18 protein-coding genes are annotated in these 16,884 nt (G+C 39.8%); 12 read left to right on the top strand and 6 right to left on the bottom strand.

Annotated elements, in window-relative coordinates; translation table 11 throughout:
- Window positions 1-36: 36 nt before the first annotated feature.
- Window positions 37-687: a Uma2 family endonuclease gene (locus tag F8S12_RS32075; protein ID WP_196520340.1), complete on the top strand. Its 651-nt coding sequence runs from the start codon at window positions 37-39 to the stop codon at window positions 685-687.
- Window positions 688-759: 72 nt separating this feature from the next.
- Here F8S12_RS32075 and F8S12_RS32070 read toward each other — a convergent pair whose 3' ends face one another.
- On the bottom strand, window positions 760-1,752 hold the full coding sequence (locus tag F8S12_RS32070) for a metal ABC transporter solute-binding protein, Zn/Mn family (protein ID WP_196520339.1): 993 nt from the start codon (window positions 1,750-1,752) through the stop codon (window positions 760-762).
- Between the two features lie 662 nt (window positions 1,753-2,414).
- On the opposite strand from F8S12_RS32070, the gene F8S12_RS32065 reads away from it, so the two are divergent.
- The 6 genes from F8S12_RS32065 (at window position 2,415) to F8S12_RS32040 (ending at window position 7,078) form a co-directional block, all read left to right on the top strand.
- Window positions 2,415-2,750 carry a hypothetical protein gene (locus tag F8S12_RS32065; protein ID WP_196520338.1) on the top strand — a complete coding sequence of 112 codons (336 nt, stop codon included), beginning with the start codon at window positions 2,415-2,417 and terminating at the stop codon, window positions 2,748-2,750.
- A gap of 208 nt (window positions 2,751-2,958) precedes the next feature.
- Window positions 2,959-3,309 (top strand): YtxH domain-containing protein, encoded by a 351-nt coding sequence (locus tag F8S12_RS32060; protein WP_196520337.1) that lies wholly within the window; start codon window positions 2,959-2,961, stop codon window positions 3,307-3,309.
- A gap of 11 nt (window positions 3,310-3,320) precedes the next feature.
- On the top strand, window positions 3,321-3,860 hold the full coding sequence (locus tag F8S12_RS32055; RefSeq protein WP_196520336.1) for a DUF948 domain-containing protein: 540 nt from the start codon (window positions 3,321-3,323) through the stop codon (window positions 3,858-3,860).
- 178 nt (window positions 3,861-4,038) lie between these two features.
- Window positions 4,039-4,848: a TPM domain-containing protein gene (locus tag F8S12_RS32050; RefSeq protein ID WP_196520335.1), complete on the top strand. Its 810-nt coding sequence runs from the start codon at window positions 4,039-4,041 to the stop codon at window positions 4,846-4,848.
- 104 nt (window positions 4,849-4,952) lie between these two features.
- Window positions 4,953-5,579, top strand: a complete 627-nt coding sequence (locus F8S12_RS32045) for a precorrin-8X methylmutase (protein ID WP_196520334.1) — start codon at window positions 4,953-4,955, stop codon at window positions 5,577-5,579.
- A gap of 86 nt (window positions 5,580-5,665) precedes the next feature.
- A complete protein-coding gene (locus F8S12_RS32040) occupies window positions 5,666-7,078 on the top strand; it encodes a right-handed parallel beta-helix repeat-containing protein (protein WP_196520333.1) in 1,413 nt (470 codons plus the stop codon).
- A gap of 69 nt (window positions 7,079-7,147) precedes the next feature.
- On the opposite strand, the gene F8S12_RS32035 is transcribed toward F8S12_RS32040, so the two are convergent.
- From F8S12_RS32035 to tcmP (F8S12_RS41830), 4 genes are all read right to left on the bottom strand, one after another.
- Window positions 7,148-7,843: a phosphate ABC transporter permease gene (locus tag F8S12_RS32035; RefSeq protein ID WP_196520332.1), complete on the bottom strand. Its 696-nt coding sequence runs from the start codon at window positions 7,841-7,843 to the stop codon at window positions 7,148-7,150.
- Between the two features lie 25 nt (window positions 7,844-7,868).
- On the bottom strand, window positions 7,869-8,705 hold the full coding sequence (dapB, locus tag F8S12_RS32030; RefSeq protein ID WP_196520331.1) for a 4-hydroxy-tetrahydrodipicolinate reductase: 837 nt from the start codon (window positions 8,703-8,705) through the stop codon (window positions 7,869-7,871).
- 237 nt (window positions 8,706-8,942) lie between these two features.
- Window positions 8,943-9,986 (bottom strand): three-Cys-motif partner protein TcmP, encoded by a 1,044-nt coding sequence (gene tcmP, locus F8S12_RS32025; protein WP_196520330.1) that lies wholly within the window; start codon window positions 9,984-9,986, stop codon window positions 8,943-8,945.
- Entirely contained in the window at window positions 9,941-10,324 is a 384-nt protein-coding gene (gene tcmP / locus F8S12_RS41830; RefSeq protein WP_196520329.1) for a three-Cys-motif partner protein TcmP, read from the bottom strand. Before tcmP (F8S12_RS41830) ends, tcmP (F8S12_RS32025) begins: the two co-directional genes overlap by 46 nt.
- Window positions 10,325-10,363: 39 nt before the next feature.
- Here tcmP (F8S12_RS41830) and F8S12_RS32015 point away from each other — a divergent pair, with 39 nt between their 5' ends.
- From F8S12_RS32015 to F8S12_RS31995, 5 genes are all read left to right on the top strand, one after another.
- Window positions 10,364-11,362, top strand: a complete 999-nt coding sequence (locus F8S12_RS32015; RefSeq protein WP_196520328.1) for an SPL family radical SAM protein — start codon at window positions 10,364-10,366, stop codon at window positions 11,360-11,362.
- Between the two features lie 541 nt (window positions 11,363-11,903).
- Entirely contained in the window at window positions 11,904-12,041 is a 138-nt protein-coding gene (locus F8S12_RS32010; RefSeq protein WP_196520327.1) for a hypothetical protein, read from the top strand.
- 48 nt (window positions 12,042-12,089) lie between these two features.
- Entirely contained in the window at window positions 12,090-12,635 is a 546-nt protein-coding gene (gene psbP, locus F8S12_RS32005; protein WP_196520326.1) for a photosystem II reaction center PsbP, read from the top strand.
- 136 nt (window positions 12,636-12,771) lie between these two features.
- Window positions 12,772-13,365 (top strand): Maf family protein, encoded by a 594-nt coding sequence (locus F8S12_RS32000; RefSeq protein WP_196520358.1) that lies wholly within the window; start codon window positions 12,772-12,774, stop codon window positions 13,363-13,365.
- Between the two features lie 1,427 nt (window positions 13,366-14,792).
- Window positions 14,793-15,530 carry a phycocyanobilin:ferredoxin oxidoreductase gene (locus tag F8S12_RS31995; RefSeq protein WP_196520357.1) on the top strand — a complete coding sequence of 246 codons (738 nt, stop codon included), beginning with the start codon at window positions 14,793-14,795 and terminating at the stop codon, window positions 15,528-15,530.
- A 139-nt stretch (window positions 15,531-15,669) separates the two neighbouring features.
- Here the strand turns inward: F8S12_RS31995 and F8S12_RS31990 are convergent, their stop codons facing one another.
- Complete coding sequence (locus tag F8S12_RS31990; RefSeq protein WP_196520325.1) at window positions 15,670-16,767, bottom strand: AI-2E family transporter; 1,098 nt, start codon at window positions 16,765-16,767, stop codon at window positions 15,670-15,672.
- Between the last annotated feature and the right edge of the window lie 117 nt (window positions 16,768-16,884).

The following is a 16,884-nucleotide window of genomic DNA, read 5'->3' as shown; positions in this document are numbered from 1 at the left end:
ACAAGAGATATAGATTACTGGCACAAGGGTTAGATAATGAGTGAAACTCAGACCCAGTTACCGACAGATACATGGATTTATGCTTCTTGGCAAGAGTATGAGCAAGCGATCGCTAACTTGCTCAACGAGAAGGCAAAGAGTTACTACTACAAGGGACACATGAGGCTGGAGATGGCACCAGTTAGTTTTGATCATGGTAAAGACCATGTTGTAATTATTTTCGCAGTGACTCTATTTGCAGCACTGAAAGGAATTCCAGCCACAGGTTTAGACACAACCACCTTTCGTAAAACTGGAGTCCAGGACTGTCAACCCGATGTGGCGTATTACCTCAGAGAACGCGCCCAAACTATCCCAGCAGGTACTGGAATTATCAACCTTGATCGGTATCCTGCACCAGATTTGGTGATTGAGATTGCGAAAACATCTTTGCTGGATGACTTGGGTACAAAGCGATCGCTCTATGAAGAGTTGGGTATTGCTGAATATTGGGTAGTGGATGTCCAAAATGCCCAAATTATTGCTTATGCGATCGTAGATCAAGGCAGCAAACGTATCCAAGAATCTCAGGTATTTCCCGGACTGGCGATGTCTATTATAGAAGAAGCCTTACGCCGTAGTCGTGAAATGAATCAATCTCAAGTTGGAACTTGGTTATTAAGCCAGTTTCAGCAAAAGGAGGTGTGAGCATACAATTCAGATAAGTCCAAAGCCCTCATGTAGATACACGATTTATCGCGTCTTCAATACACCAATTATCTACTTTGCAGCTCGCGCTTCAAACATCAAATACGTCCCTCCTAGCCCTTCCACAATTGTGCGTGTATTAGCAATCATCATTTTCTGATAAGTGTCCCCGTCGCTTCCTGGTTCACCAAGTCCCTCAGCATACAACTTCCTATCGGAAACTTTCACTTCAGCTTCTGTGGCTACAGATTCAATCAAATTAGGGCTAATTGCCGCCCCAGCAAAAATTGTTGGTACTTTAGCCCGTTTAATGTTTTTAGCCAAATTGTTCACGCGGACAACTGTCAGTTTTTCATTAGTACCAATACCTTCCAAACCCCCTGCCAATGAAATACCGTATGCTTTAGCGTAATAACCCAGTGCATCAGAAGTTGTAACTAATTTGCGTTGTTTGGCAGGAATACTGATAATTCTTGACTTAATCCACCTATCTAATTGAGTGAGTTCATTTGTGATTTTTCTGGTGTTACTGGTATAACCCTCTGCCTCACTAGATTCTAATTTTCTCAAGTTACTATTAATTACTTCTACCATCTTGATAGTATTATTAGTATTGTGCCAAAGATGAGGATCAGTTACTTTCTTGCCGCGTTCCTGAAATTTTTGTGGGTTAGACACCGCAAGTTCACCGATAGCTATTTTTCGTGCAGGGTTTTTAGTCGCTTTAATTAATTTGATCAGATTTGGTTCAAAATTATAACCCGTATAGAGAATAAGATTAGCTTGCTCAATGGCTTTACGATCTTCCGGTTTTGGTTTATAAAATTGGGGGTTGGCAGTAGGAGAAATTAAACAGGTGAGGTTAACTGTATTCCCGGCAACTTGTCTGGTTAAATCACATAGTACGCTTGTAGTCGCTACAACTTGGGGAAGATTTTCATTTACCTGGGTAGTGGTTTGAGTAAATGTAGTTCTTGCAGCTTGATTTCCACACCCAACAAATCCAATCGTCAATGCAACAAAAATAACTCGTAAGGAATTATTTGATGGTAATTTTTTTGACATCCTAAACTCCTACTGGATGTATAAAAAAGATAATCATTATTCTTTAAGAATAAGTCAGAATTTAGCTTGGATAATTAAGGGGAAAAAGACCCAGCAACTTTTGGTTAGTGAACCACAAACGAGGTTTTTCCAGGCAAAATGTTAATTTTAGGCGACAGTCCAGAAAACTGGTAGAGGTAAGAGCACAATGATAAAAGCGATGCTGAAGAGTCTCGTAAGAAGTGTAGTGCAGTTTTCTGGCCTTCTGTTGAAGGGACTATGCCATTGTGCTTATGTGCCACAAAGGTCGCAAACTGACTAAGATTATCAGGTTAAGGAATAGAACGTAATAATGATGGGGCGTATTGAGCATACGGTTGATTTCGCAAACCGAGTCGTGAATCTAAGGCAATTGTAGCTGCGGTTTTGCGAAGTGTGACCATACGCTTGTTACAAAATTGGCAAATTGGTGATTTTTTAGCCATCAGCGTTTGTTAAACTAATTTTCACCTAGTAAAGCCTTTTAATAGCGCTCAGAACATCATCTAGCTACTCTTTATTACCATAATCCAGGCTGTACTTTGTGCCATAATTTTTATCGTCTACTTTTTTCATCATTAAATTGAGAGCTAAGTCAAGTACATAGAACAATTCCTCACAGATGATATTGGTGAAGATAAACAATGGTAATTTTAGTTATCGTCATTAACACCCTCATTTCGCTGATACTACTCTATGCAGCTTGGCGGATGTGGCAACTAAAACAGCAGCTAGCACACATAGCAGATAAGTTAACCGCTTATGAAACTTGTACCCATGCCGTACTGGATCAAGCACCCGAAAATATTTATCTAAGCCAGCAGAATATTTATAATTTACGCCAGAAAAACCAGACGCTACAGACGCAAATCCAACAAGTGCGGCAAATTCTCAGCCTGCTTTTACTCGGACGGCAAATCTGGCAGCGTTATTTTCGCAGGCTAGAGTTAACATCCGGGAAAAGAACAGTCGCAAAATGAGTTATGTCAGTTCCCGATGAACACTTATAATTAGGGCTAATGTGGGGAGTTATAAATTATTAATAATAATTCACAGTTTTGATATTAATGAATAAAAGCAACATTTCTGGCTGATATTTTGTCAGGATAGATTTACTGAATAAAATCCGTTGGGTCTTGCAAGGGTAGAAAACCCACCTAAAATGGGTGTAAGGAGAAAAACAATAAGATGTCTAATAACCGTTCTGGAGTATTTATTGGCGGTTTCATGCTAGGGGCTACTATCGGTGCTTTGACCGGTTTGCTAGTTGCTCCCCGCACAGGGACCGAAACACGTAAAATTTTGAAAAAATCTGCCACTGCTATCCCAGAATTGGCAGAGGATTTATCAACGAGTGTGCAAATCCAAGCAGATCGTCTTTCTGCTAGCGCACTGCGAAACTGGGATGAGACTTTAGATAGATTACGGGAAGCGATCGCAGCCGGTCTAGATGCTAGTCAGCAGGAAAGCCAACTCTTGAACCGGCAAACATCTCAAGAAAAACCAGATTCTGTTTCCCAGCAATTAGAACGCTCATAAATAATATAACCGTGATTGACCCCCTGTTTTGGTTGGGACTTTCCTTACTCTTAGTAGCCACAAGTTTGACTGCGGTTTTGGTAGCAGCAATACCAGCTTTGCAGGAGTTAGCACGTGCTGCTCGCAGTGCCGAAAAACTATTTGATACACTCTCACGGGAGTTACCGCCCACCTTAAATGCTATCCGCATGACTGGCTTAGAAATTACCGACTTAACTGATGATGTCGGTGAAGGTGTCAAAAGTGCCAGTCAAATTGTTTCACAAGTTGACCAAAGCCTTGATAGTGCAAGAATTCAGGCTCAAAATCTGCAAGTAGGTACACGTACTATCTTTGTTGGGGTGAAAGCAGCTTGGAAAAACTTCACGCGGCAAAAACCCGTGGCACGAATAGGCGATCGCTTCCCAAGCAATGAAAATCCCCCACTAACGTTGCGAGAACGAGAAGGGCTTGGGCAAGAAAATCGCCGGCTCAAAGCAGAAGCGTACCATCCTAATGACGATTACAACGACGCTGCTAGCTGGGAAACCAATTTTGATGACGAAGATTGACTAAAAAAAGGGCATGAGGCATTGGTTATTTCTCTCCATTCCCCCAATCCCCAAAAAGCTTTTGCGTTGATCCCTTAGATTAGAGTAAAGTAAAGAAGTGTAAAGAAGTATCACTTTTCCAGTACTCTTTTAAAACAACTTGTTCAATTCCACCGTTGATATTTGTATAAAAACGTCCATGCAATCTTGTTTTTGGCGACGAATTCTGGTATCTATTGCAGTATTTTTCCTAGCTGGGTCAATTTGGGTCATGCATCCTGCCCCAGCACTGGCTTATGACAATCCTGACTTACTGCCTAACATCTTTACCCCAGTTGTAGACTTAGCAAAATCTCTTCCTGATTTGCAAGAAGAAAAGCTTGTCACAGATTTAGAGCAGTTTGAAACCGATACGGGCTGGAAACTGCGAGTATTGACTCAGTATGACCGCACCCCAGGTCGGGCAGTCATAAAATATTGGGGTTTGGATGATAAAAGTATTTTACTAGTTGCCGATTCTCGCGGCGGTAACATCCTGAGCTTTAGTGTTGGCGATGCTGTCTATGAACTTTTACCCCGAACTTTCTGGATAGAACTGCAAACTCGCTTTGGTAATTTGTACTTTGTCCGGGAAGAAGGCGAAGACCAAGCCATTCTGCAAGCCCTAGAATCGGTAAAAGGCTGTTTGCTGAAAGGTGGTTGCAATGTTGTTCCCGGACTGCCACGAGAGCAGTGGATTCTCACCTTGATTTCCTCAATTGTTGGTGGCGTGATTTGTGGATTTGCAGCTCAACCCCGCGAGAAAGGACAAGTTTTTGCTTGGCAATGGGCTTTAATTTTCTCACCTTTATGGGGAATCTTGTTTATTGCCTTTGGTATTGGGCCAGTGGTGACACGCACAAGCGACTGGTTACCTCTAGTTCGCAATATCTCTGGATTTCTCATTGGGGTTTTGGTTGCCTACTTATCTCCTGTTTTCAGTCGGCCTTCTTCTAGTAATGAGTCATGAGTGCTGAGTTATGAGTGTTGAGTTAATTAAAATTCATAACTCCTAACTCCTCACTCTCTTAAGCTGATAAGCTGAAAACTAAATATTTGAGAAGCTCAACAAAAATGGAATGGCACGTAACTGATGCTCAAAGTTTAGCAATCATTGATAGTGAAATTGGCGATCATGTCTTTTCACCCGCAGAGTATGAGATTGTGCGTCGGGTAATCTACGCCACGGCTGACTTTGAGTATAAGTCTTTGATTCGCTTCTCTGAGCGTGCCTTGCAAGCTGGGGCGGCAGCATTAGCCGCGCGTACCACAATAGTGGTAGATGTCCCAATGGTGCAAGTAGGTATTGCCTACGACATTCAAAACACCTTTGCTAATCCGGTGTATTGCAGCATGGAAACTCTGACACGCCCACAAAAAGAAAAAACTCGCGCAGCATGGGGAATAGAAACCCTAGCAAAGCGTTATCCAGAGGGGATTTTTGTGGTGGGTCAAGCGCAAACAGCATTTACAGCCCTGGTAGACTTAATTGAAGCTGAGGAAATTAGACCCGCTTTAATAATTGCGACTCCAGTCGGATTCGTAAATGTTGATGAAGCTAAGGAGCGCTTACAAGACTCTTTAGTTCCGCACATTACAATTGACAGTCGCAAAGGTAATGCAGTTGTAGCAGCTGCGATCGTTGACGGATTGGTAGACTTGGCTTGGCAAGCCTATGGGCAAGATGGAAAATCAGCTTGATCGTATTCTGTATCCAAAAGAGGATTCAAAATTACTGAATATACTGATATTTTTATTGAGTAGTGCCGATAAAGGAGCCTTTTCTTGTGATAATTCAAGGTTTCAGTTTAAGCGCATATCTTGCAATTCCCGTGGTATTAAGTCTTTTACTTGAGGGAGAAAAAATAAAAGTATCTGTAGTTGAAAACGTCCCTCAGGTATCAGCTAATCAGGAAATAATTGTATCCAACCGCAAGCCGAATAGTACTAAGCTGACTCCAAAAACATACTATGTTAGTGGTGTTGGAAACGACAAAAATACTGGACTCTCTTCATCATCTGCCTTTAGAACAATTCAAAAGGCGGCAGATATTACGAAGCCTGGAGACACGGTACTGATTATGAATGGTGTGTACAAGAATGCACAGCCGAATGGGCAGGTAGTATCGATTACACGCTCTGGAACTGCAAATGCGTGGATTAAGTTTAAAGCACATCCTGGACATTTGCCGAGACTTCAGCACAATGGATGGCATGGAATTTTGATTCACAATGGAGCGTCATATATTGAGGTAAATGGGCTTGAGGTAATAGGGAACAATGCCAATGTAACCCTTGATTATGCGATGAGTGAAAAAACTAACAAACTAAACCCACTAACCAATGGAAATTGCATCGTTGTGGATGGACGAAAAAAGGGTCATACTCACCACATACGTATTGTGAACAATAAAGTACATGGGTGTGGGGGAGCAGGTATTGGAGTAATGGAATCGGACTATGTGACAGTAGATCGTAACGTGGTTTTTGATAATGCCTGGTATGGTGTCTATGCTGGCAGTGGGATTTCAATGTTGCATAATAGAGCGCTTGATAGCTCCCAAGGATATAAGATGTTCGTGACAAACAACAAGGTCTACAACAATCGGCAGTACATTCCCTGGATTAAGACCAAGACTGTTACAGATGGTAATGGCATTATTATCGATGATTCAAGAGGTACGCAGATTAACTCGCCGTGGGGTGTATATAAAGGACGTACTTTAGTTAAAAATAATCTCACGTTTAATAATGGTGGATCAGGCATTCATGCATATTTAAGTGAGCATGTTGATATTGTAAATAATACAGCGTTTTTAAATAATCAGAGTCCAGAAATTACAGGTGGGCAAATATTTGCCAATGCGTCATCTGACGTGAAAGTTTTAAATAACATTCTCTATGCTTTTCCTGGGAAAAATGTTAACAGTAAGTGGAAAAGTACAAAGGTAATTTATGATTATAATATTTACATCAATAACTCCAAGGTAAGTTTTAAAGGATTTAACGATATTGTTGCAAATCCAGAGTTTATAAAGGAGCATCCCATTTTAGAAAAAATATCTGGCGATTGGAAATCGCAGCTATCCAAACAACGTCAGCCTACGCGGAATTCTATAAAGGCGACGAATTTTGTTTGTGAGCCAGTGACTTATAGTCTGAAAGGGAAACTCATCAAAGTGGGATGCTCCAATTTGTAAATTTCTTGATTGCTGACTTTAGACTGAAGATTGTGAGCCGAGGGATTAACAAAAGAATGTTTTGGAATTTTAATCCTCTTCTCTACGACGACGCCGAGGCGGCCTTTCTTGCTTATTCTGTTGGTCTTCACGCAAGCGGCGGCCAACTTCGTTAAAGAAATCCCGCCGCAGATAGGGATAATCGCTAACCCACAGGTTACGACCGGGAAAATATATATCGCTGAATTCTTCAATACTGCTCAAATCTGAGCGATTTGACATCACTACCATTTCTGCAATTTGGCCGCGAGTAATAACTTTGTGGGCAGAGCGTAGTGGTGCTACAAACTCAATGCTGAATCCCGTGTCATCACCCACTTCTAAGTTAATTTGTTTTTCTCGGTTTTCTACAATCACCAATTCGCCTTTACTATTGACTGTTTCCTGTTTAGTTACCAACTGGTCTGTAATCCACCAATCTAGGACTCGACCACGAAAAAAGCCGCCGTACTTATAACGGCGGCATTGTAGATTCCGCATACTTGCTTGAAATACTGGATACCACAGCCAAAAAAAAGCGCTAACTACCCACAGCACAAATACTATTGAAGCAAACTCAAGCTTAAAGACGGATGTCGCAAACAAAATAACAACTACGGCCACTACAGAAATTAACAGCCGTTGCAAAAAATTTGAAAACTTCCCCCAGTAGTACTTGTACTGCAAACCGGTGGCAATTAGGGGGACGACTTGTTCAAATTTCTGGCGAGTCAGTGGTACTAACATGAGTGCCCAATTGTGAATTTAAGGTTTAGAGTATCTTTTCTAATCCATATATTAATGACTTTAGCGCTAAGACTTTGCGAATCGCTAGTAGCACTCCTTGCATATAGCAAGAGCGATCGCTCGTATCATGTCGTAAAGTATAAATCTGCCCCGGTGCGCCAAAAATCACTTCCTGATGGGCAATCAATCCTGGCAAGCGCACACTATGAATTCTAATCCCTTCCTCTGCTACACTGCCCCTCGCTCCTGGTAATTTTTCCGTTTCTTCTACAACAGCAGGGTTAAAAGTTTTACCCAATTCTCCTAATAACTGTGCTGTTTGGATGGCAGTACCACTGGGAGCATCAGCTTTTTGGTTGTGATGCAGTTCGATAATTTCCACATGGTCAAAATATTGGGAGGCTACGACTGCGGCTTGTTGCAACAGCACCATGCCAATGGAAAAGTTAGGAATAATTAGGCAACCAGTGCTAGCTTTGTCGGCAAAGTCTGCCAAGTCTTGAATTTGTTTTGAACTTAACCCAGTAGTGCCGACTACAGGACGAATCCCGTAGGCGATCGCACTGCGAATATTGTCATAAACTGAATCAGGATGCGTAAAGTCTACAAGCACCCCTGGAGGAGACTTTCTATCGCCAGCCACATACCCCAACATCGGTTCTAATTGATTGGTAATTGGTATTTCCAAGGGTTCGCTTAAACCCGCTAACTCTCCAGCGTCTTTATCTTGATGTTCGGGACTGTGGTCAATTGCACCTACTAGGTTTAAGTCAGGCGCTTGGGCCACCGCCTTCACCACCTCACGTCCCATTTTACCAGCAGCACCGTTGACAATAACCGGGATAGGAGCTTGATTCGTCATAGGTCGAGAAATACTTTTTGAGTCAACAAGGGAATTGTAAATACTTTTGTGATCTAGTAGCTAGCTCTTCAAATCTCTAGCTCAATTCCGGCTACCCGATTTGTGCAGCTAATCGCTCAGTTTTTTCCATTCCCCAAAGTAGAACGGTACTCTTTTTTATCTCACCATCTTAGCCAGTAAACGTTTTATTTTCCCTAATCGCCTCATGCGACCATTTATCAGTATATGTCCAGGGGTTTAGTGATTATTATTAAAATCAGTTATCAGTCCAGGAATCCATAAGGTATTTGTTTGTGGTTTCACAACCCTTTCTCTATGTACGTTATCTTTTTCTTGCATTTCTTGTTCTTTACTAGTTTTTATTACCTTATTATAATTGTTTGTCAAGCCCGGAATCCACAAAGGCTTATCTCTAGATTTTATTATTAAATCATCCTTTTTCATATATCTTGAAAATGTTACCTTTTTCTGTCTAATAATTTTAATATCTTTCTCAAGTCTTTGCTGGACTAAAGATTGCATATAAAGAGGTATAGTAGCTGGATTTGTTTGCATGGTTTTTTCATATAGTTGTGCAAAAGTTATTCCATCTTCCTCCTCATAGACAAGTTGCATTAATTGTTCGGCTAAATCATCAATACAATCATTTATATTTTGCTGGGAAATATTGTATATACTTAAGTTCTGTTCAAAATATTCAAGCTCCCTAAAACCTAACCCGTAAACGCCATAATGATATTGATATTCTAAGTTATTATATTTAAACAGAGTTCGTTTCATAACTTCTAGCGCTGTTGAACTACTAGATAAATGAATTAAATAATATTCAACAGTCTTGAGGTTTTTCATAATTGCAAAAGTCCAAGCGTACTTGACATTTCCCTCTTTTCTGTACAACAACAATCCTTGATTTCGTAAGTAAGCTTGCCGATTACGAAAATCTTTTTGATCGGCTATATCTGTATAATATTCATCTGCTTCAAACTCATGAAAAAACTTTTTATATCTATCCTCTTGCCTTCTACTTAAAATTCTTACTAACCCAGAAAGCATATGTGTTAATAAAACTTCTGACCGACCTAATGAAATTATTTCTCTAACTATTGCTGGTTGAATATCTAATCCGAAAGGATCTAAAAAAAAGAAAGAATAACCTCGTCTAGCTCTAACTTCGTTAAGACAGTTATCTAATTCATCTAGAAAGTTATTAGTAATAATTTGACATTTTCCAGACTTTAAATAATGTTCAAACCCAGCTTTTTTAATTGTAATTCTAGACAAGCTGTGTGGTCTGTGTTATTATCAATAAATATAAATTTAATATCAGGATTATACCAACTTTTCCTGTTTTGAACATTTTTTAATCCTTCCTCAACCATTCTAATCATTCTTATGGCTGAACCTTCCCATAATTGCTCACCATCTTTATATATTCCCCCACCACAAAAACCATCTATTAATGTTAATTTTTGAGGGCCAAACACACAGTGTCCACAAATAACTTCTATCCAATTTTTTATATATTCTTGTAAAACCAAGTGTTTGCCTTTAGCATAAGCAGGTATATCAGGTATATAATTTCCTTCAGCGCTCCAGTTATATTTCTTTTTACTAGACATCAATTTAATCTCCTATAAAAATACCTACATTACTTTTTTATGTCTATTACCCAAGGTTCCGAAAATATTGCTAGTCCACTTCAGCAAAGTGCTCTTTTTAAAAAAGGGTTATGTGATTATGTGGTTAACGTAGCTTCGGGCTGTCTTCATGGATGCACTTTTTGTTATGTGCCTTCTACTCCAGTTATTAGGACAAGACAAAATCATCTTAAAGAGAAAGGTGTAATTGACCCTCAAATGGATTGGGGTAAATATCTTTTTCTACGGGAAAATTTACCTGAAAAATTAGAGAATACATTAGAACGTAAGCGAGTTTGGCATGAAACTCCTGCTGGCAAAGGTGTAGTTCTCCTTTGTTCTGGCACTGATCCTTACCAAAATAAAAAAACAGCAGACCTAACACGTGTGGCTGTTGAAACTTTACTGAAGTATAACAAAAGGGTTAGAATTCTTACTCGCGGACTCCTTTGGCTAAATGACCTAGATATTCTTGCTCATCCTAATGTTACTGTAGGTATGAGCTTACCATATTTAAATGATACACTCAGTCGCCAGATTGAACCAGCTTCACCTCCACCTTCTCTTCGTTTAAAAGCCCTTTTAGAAGGTCATAAAGCAGGATGTAGGCTGTATATTGCATCTGCTCCTACTCCTCCTCAAATGATATTGGAAGATTTTATATTTTATTTAGATAAAATATTACAAATAGAACCAGAAGTTATTTTTTGGGAGCCAATTAATGCAAGAGGAACAAACGGAAAAAGAATGTTAGCAGCTGGTCTAGACTTTATTGAGCCTATTATGAATAAAAAAGCATGGGCAAAATATTTTATTGACCAATGGGGTGCTTTTGAGAAAGCCGCCCAAAGCATAGGATGTTTGGAACGTTTACATATTTGGCCCGACCAAGAACTAGCAGGATTCGTTGATTCAAAAATTTTAGAGTATTGGTGGTATAAACCAACAATTGAACGTTGGCCTGGGTACGAAGCTCAAGAAATTTCAAATAATTTCAGGCCTTCCATAACTATAGAATAATAAAAAATTGATAAATTAAACAATTCTTTCAGTCTACAGTAGATCAAATATCATCATCTGAGCAAACTTACACAGAACAGTCCTTTGAAATTCCAACGTCATCTCCCAACATTTATCACTCATTAGTATATTGGGGAATTTTCAGGGCGGCCGCATCATGTTAATAAGCAAAGTATATTCTCAATAGAGGTAAAATTAATGTCATTAACTCTTGCTTATTGCGAATTTTTTAGGCGATCGCTTTGGAGCTTAAAAAATAATCAAACGCGAAATTCTGATTTTTTCGTTTAGCTTTTCTAACCCTAAAGTTGAGTTTCGCGTTCGGGGGTAATTAGTGGCTGTTGCTCTTTTGTCACCCAAATAAGATGATATTAAAGTCGCCACAGAGCCATGTACGTACTGTTTTTGATGGAATTTACTACATCTAGTATTCCCACAATGGTTAAAAATCTTTCAGTCAGCTTGAGCTGACTTAAGCTATTAGCCTTGGAATTCATTCCGAGGCGGGTAGGGTTGCAACTGGTAAAATTTGAGGTAGGCGATGCCTACGAGGAGCTACGCTTACGGATTTCACACCACTTCACCAGTAAGGCGATACACCACGGAGTATTTGCCGACATTTGAGCATCATCTAATGCGTCATCCAAAACGTATCGGTTGGTGGGAGAATAAAAACTAGAAATGATACTTGCCTGGTGTTGTCTCCAGCCCAAAGGAATTTGTATAAATGTGGAAACGAATTGGATTAATTTTGCTATTAGTGTTGAGCTTTAGCCTGAGTAATTCTGGTGTAGCGGCTGCATCTGGACTCAAAAGCTTTGTAGACACTAATGATGGTTATCAGTTTTTATATCCTAACGGCTGGCTGCAAGTTAAAGTTGCTAACGGCCCAGATGTAGTTTTTCACGATTTGATTGAGGTGTCTGAAAACATTTCGGTTGTGATTAGCCCAGTTCCCGAAGGCAAAACTTTGGCAGAATTGGGAACCCCAACAGAAGTAGGATATAAGTTAGGAAAAGCGGCTCTTGCGCCTCCTGACTCTGGCCGCTCGGCTGAATTAGTCAATGCCGCACAGCGAGAAGTGAACGGTAAAACATACTACCTTTTAGAGTATGAGGTTAAACTCTCCAATCAACAGCAACGACACAACATCGCCAGTGTTGCTGTTAGCCGTGGCAAACTTTTTACCCTCAACGCCTCAATTCCTGAAAAACGCTGGCAGAGAGTTAAACAAATGATTGATGAGGTTGTAAATTCTTTTTCTGTTTATTAATTGGGAGTAGTGAATAGGGAATGGGGAGTAGGGAGTAGGGAGTAGGGAATGGGGATAGAGAAGAAACTAAATTACTAATGTCCAATGCCCAATGCCCAATGCCCAATATCCAGTTATCAAGTTTGTCAGAAATCTCATGAAAATTCCACCTTTTGTACTTGCCTCAGCTTCCCCAGCCCGACGCCGCTTATTGCAAACTGTTGGTATTGAACCGATAGTTAGACCGAGTGATTTTGATGAGTCACAAATTCAATTAAGTGAACCAGCAGAGTTGGTCAAAACTCTTGCCCAGTACAAGGCGGAAACTGTAGCCCCGCAGTTTGAATCAGCTTTGATTATGGGTTGTGATTCAGTTTTGTCCATGAATGGTGAAATTTACGGTAAACCAGCAGATATCTCTGAAGCGATCGCTCGTTGGCAGATAATGCAAGGTAACTTTGGCGATTTGTATACAGGTCACGCTTTGATTGACATAGAGCAAAACCGCACTTTAGTCAAGTCTCAAGTCACAACAGTTTACTTTGCTCAAATGAGCGACAAGGCTATTCAAGCCTATGTTGCCACTGGTGAACCCCTCAAATGTGCTGGGGCTTTTGCCATTGAGGGTTTTGGTAGTTTATTTGTGGAAAAAATCGCAGGTTGTCACAGCAATGTAATTGGACTCAGTTTACCGTTGCTGCGGCAGATGCTAGGAGAATTGGAATACGATGTTACTGATTTCTGGCAATAGTTTTTTGTCAGAGGTAAGGATGAAAGTGTGATTGGAAGTCCCTTAAATTAAAGCTTGAAGAGGCACAATAACGCTACGAACTTGTGAAATCTTGTACTAAGTTTTTTATGCTCTTCTTGTTGATCATTCATTTATTCTAGTATTATTTATCACTCCGTAAATGCGTAATTCATATTATGTGTTTTTTTGTATAGATTATGATTTTCACTAGTTATTAGTGTATTCTACTAAGTGTGATGTTCTTAACTGTATTCTTCCACTTCGTTATTACATAGGGAAGAAAATAGAAGAGAGTGTGATATTACAGCAAAAGAAAAAAGAAAATCCCAAAATCGGAGACAAAGAATGTTGAAAATAACAAGACAGATAAAAGTAGTCCTGCTGAGTATGCTCGTATGTATGATATGTCTAGTAGCCATGCCGACCGAAGCCCTAGCGGGTGCATGTACAGCTAACCAGTGGACAGGACTGTTGAGAAATACCGATTGCCAAATTCCGTCGGTTGCTGGTAGGGTATCAATATCATTTAGGTCTTCATCTTCAATAAACGGAGAAGCAAGCATAATCAGAACAAATGGACAAACGGTCACTCTGGGAAATTGTGCACCAGGTAGCGTGAATGGAACCACATTCATAAATATTCCGGCGAACGGGGATAATGATTTTGTGTGCGAACCATCGACGGGAACATTTAACATGAGGAATACAAGTCCGGTTGGTAATTCATCCTTTGATTATTTTTTGGTAGCAGGGTTCTCAGGTTAGTAAGGGACTAGGGTGTTGACTCTGTACCCTTTAGCCCACAAGACTTCATGCAGAAATTGTGTTTTTTATTTTGGCATAAAGATGGCTGTAGCGGGCGCTTTCACACAAGCAAAAACCAGCACAAATAGTTTTTCATACATAATTCCCCAAAAAATAGCCAAAGTCAACAGCCTAGTAAGGGACTCCCAGAGAATAAAATCTAAAAGAGTCTTAGTGCGAGAATAATAATTATTCTCCTATTAAAAAAAGAGTGAAAGAGGCATCTAACTGCTACCTCTTTCACTGTACGTTCGCTCATTTTTAACCGCCAGATTTAATTAAGCCTTACAGGGCTTTTAATTCAGGCTGTGCAATGGATTCAGGCATTTTTAAATTAGGGACTTCCAAGGAATAAATTACTCAGTAAAAATCATAAGTTTAACGAAACAGCAAGCCAACTCAAAAGAGCAGCACGACGGCGGTTCCAAGCACAAGTAGTGATGGAATTAGAGACTTCCAAAGAATAAATTAATCAAAAAAATCAGGAATCCATATCTAAACAATAATGATAATAATTATTGTATTTGGTGATTTTATTCCTTGGAAGTTCCTATATTGCAGTCTAGACAGGTGTGACACCTCAGGTTGTAGACTGGCCACTAGATCGCATTCCCAACTACAATATGTCATTTACTTCTACACCCTCGCTGCGTGAGCAACAACATCCCCTAATTCGTCAGCTAGCTGATTGTATTGAGGCAGCTTGGCATCAGCACTTAGAACTATCGCCTTACCATTTGCCTGATGACTTGGGGTATGTGGAAGGTAGACTAGAGGGTGAAAAACTGACGATTGAAAACCGTTGCTATCAAACGCCTCAGTTCCGAAAAATGCACTTAGAACTGGCAAAAATCGGAAATATGTTGGACATCTTACACTGCGTCATGTTTCCCCGTCCAGAATATAACCTGCCGATGTTTGGTTGCGATTTAGTTGGGGGTAGGGGTCAAATTAGTGCAGCGATCGCTGACCTTTCTCCGATTAACTTAGAGCGCACCTTACCAGAATCTTATACTTCTGCACTGACACAGCTAACAGTGGTTAACTTTGCCCAACCCCGCGAATTGCCTGAATGGGGAAATATTTTCTCGGATTTTTGCATCTTTGTGCGTCCTAGTTCCCCAGAAGAAGAAACAATGTTTCTCTCGCGGGTGCGAGAATTTTTAGACATTCATTGCATCCAAGCGATCGCTTCACATCCTGTTTCAGTTGAACAAGTCACACAGAATCTCGCCGGACAACACAACTACTGCACCAAACAGCAGCAAAACGACAAAACCCGCCGCGTACTAGAAAAAGCCTTTGGCGCAGCTTGGGCAGAAAATTACATGACCACAGTTTTATTCGACCTCCCAAATTAAGCTGCCATGTTCTGTAAATACAAATACTGGTGGAATTTTCAATAGCTTTTACACCCGCACTGTGAGATGACGGCAGCCGGAAATGCTGTAAATAAAATAGGCTCAGGTTTTTGTAATACCTTCGCCAGAAAAGCTTGACTCATTGCGATATTGATTCCTCTACCAACAATTCTGATGGTGAAGTACCATCAGAATTATTAGAATCATCAGACTTAGAAAAACCATCTGCTGCATCTTTGATAAAACCAGCTACGGGTACCGCAATTAGCAAACCTAAGACTCCACCAACATTGGTTCCTACAAGTAAAGCAATTAACACCCATATTGGTCTAAGTCCAGTAAATTTGCCTAAAAGTCGTGGTGCGATCGCCTGATCAATTAACTGATCAATGACAACAGCTCCCGCAAAAACCTTCGCTGCTAACCAAAAATCATGTGTGGCTAATATTAAAGTTATTACAATCAGACTAATGACATCGCCAAAGGGAATTAAACTCAAAAGCCCAATTGCCAAACCAAAGAGTAAAGCAAACTGGACTTGAAAAACTAAAAACAATAATGTTTCTGAAACTCCCATCAGTAAAGCCAAAGTTCCTTGACCAATCAAGTAGTTTTGGAAGTTTTGCTGAATAGACTGGCTTACCTTCAAAGCAAAATTTACAGGTAACTTTTTAAATATACCCTCCCAAATTCTTGGGCCATCTAACAATAGATAAAAAGTCAGGACTACTGTGATTAATGCCTCAGAAATACTATCAATTGTATCTATAATAATGCTTAAAAGCTTATCCGAAACAAACTCTAATTCATTGGGTAATTCTTGAGTCAATCGTGTTAACAACTGGCTGACATTTATATTAAATTTATGTCTAGAAAACCAATCATTTACAATCTGAAGTTTTTCTTCACTTGAATTAATCCATTTGGGAAGAACTTTAACCATTTCATTAAATTGCTCTAAAATAATGGGTACTAAAGTTATACCCAGAGCAAGCACAATTACTAATGCTAATATAAAAACTAATGTTACTGCATAGCTGCGTTTAACTCCTCGCTGTTGGAGAATCGAAACAGGATAATTTAAAACGAATGCCAGCAAAGTAGCTAACACAAGAATTGTTACCACAGGCTGAAAATTTTTAACAAGCAAAAATGCTAGCCAACCATTGAGAAAGACTATAGGAAATAGCAGCGTAAAAATTAACCATCTAAGTAGTTGATTCAGTGAAAAATTCATAATCAATTTAGAAATCAAAATTACTTCAGTTACTACATTGAACCTGGGAATTTAATATGTTCAGTGGAAGTATATAAATCGCAAAAATCTTTCCCCACTCCCCACTCCCCACTCCCT

This window comes from Nostoc sp. WHI, assembly GCF_015714725.1.
Classification (GTDB): domain Bacteria; phylum Cyanobacteriota; class Cyanobacteriia; order Cyanobacteriales; family Nostocaceae; genus Nostoc.
The sequence above is the reverse complement of the archived record's forward strand: the minus strand, read 5'-3'. Positions and strand labels throughout refer to the sequence as shown.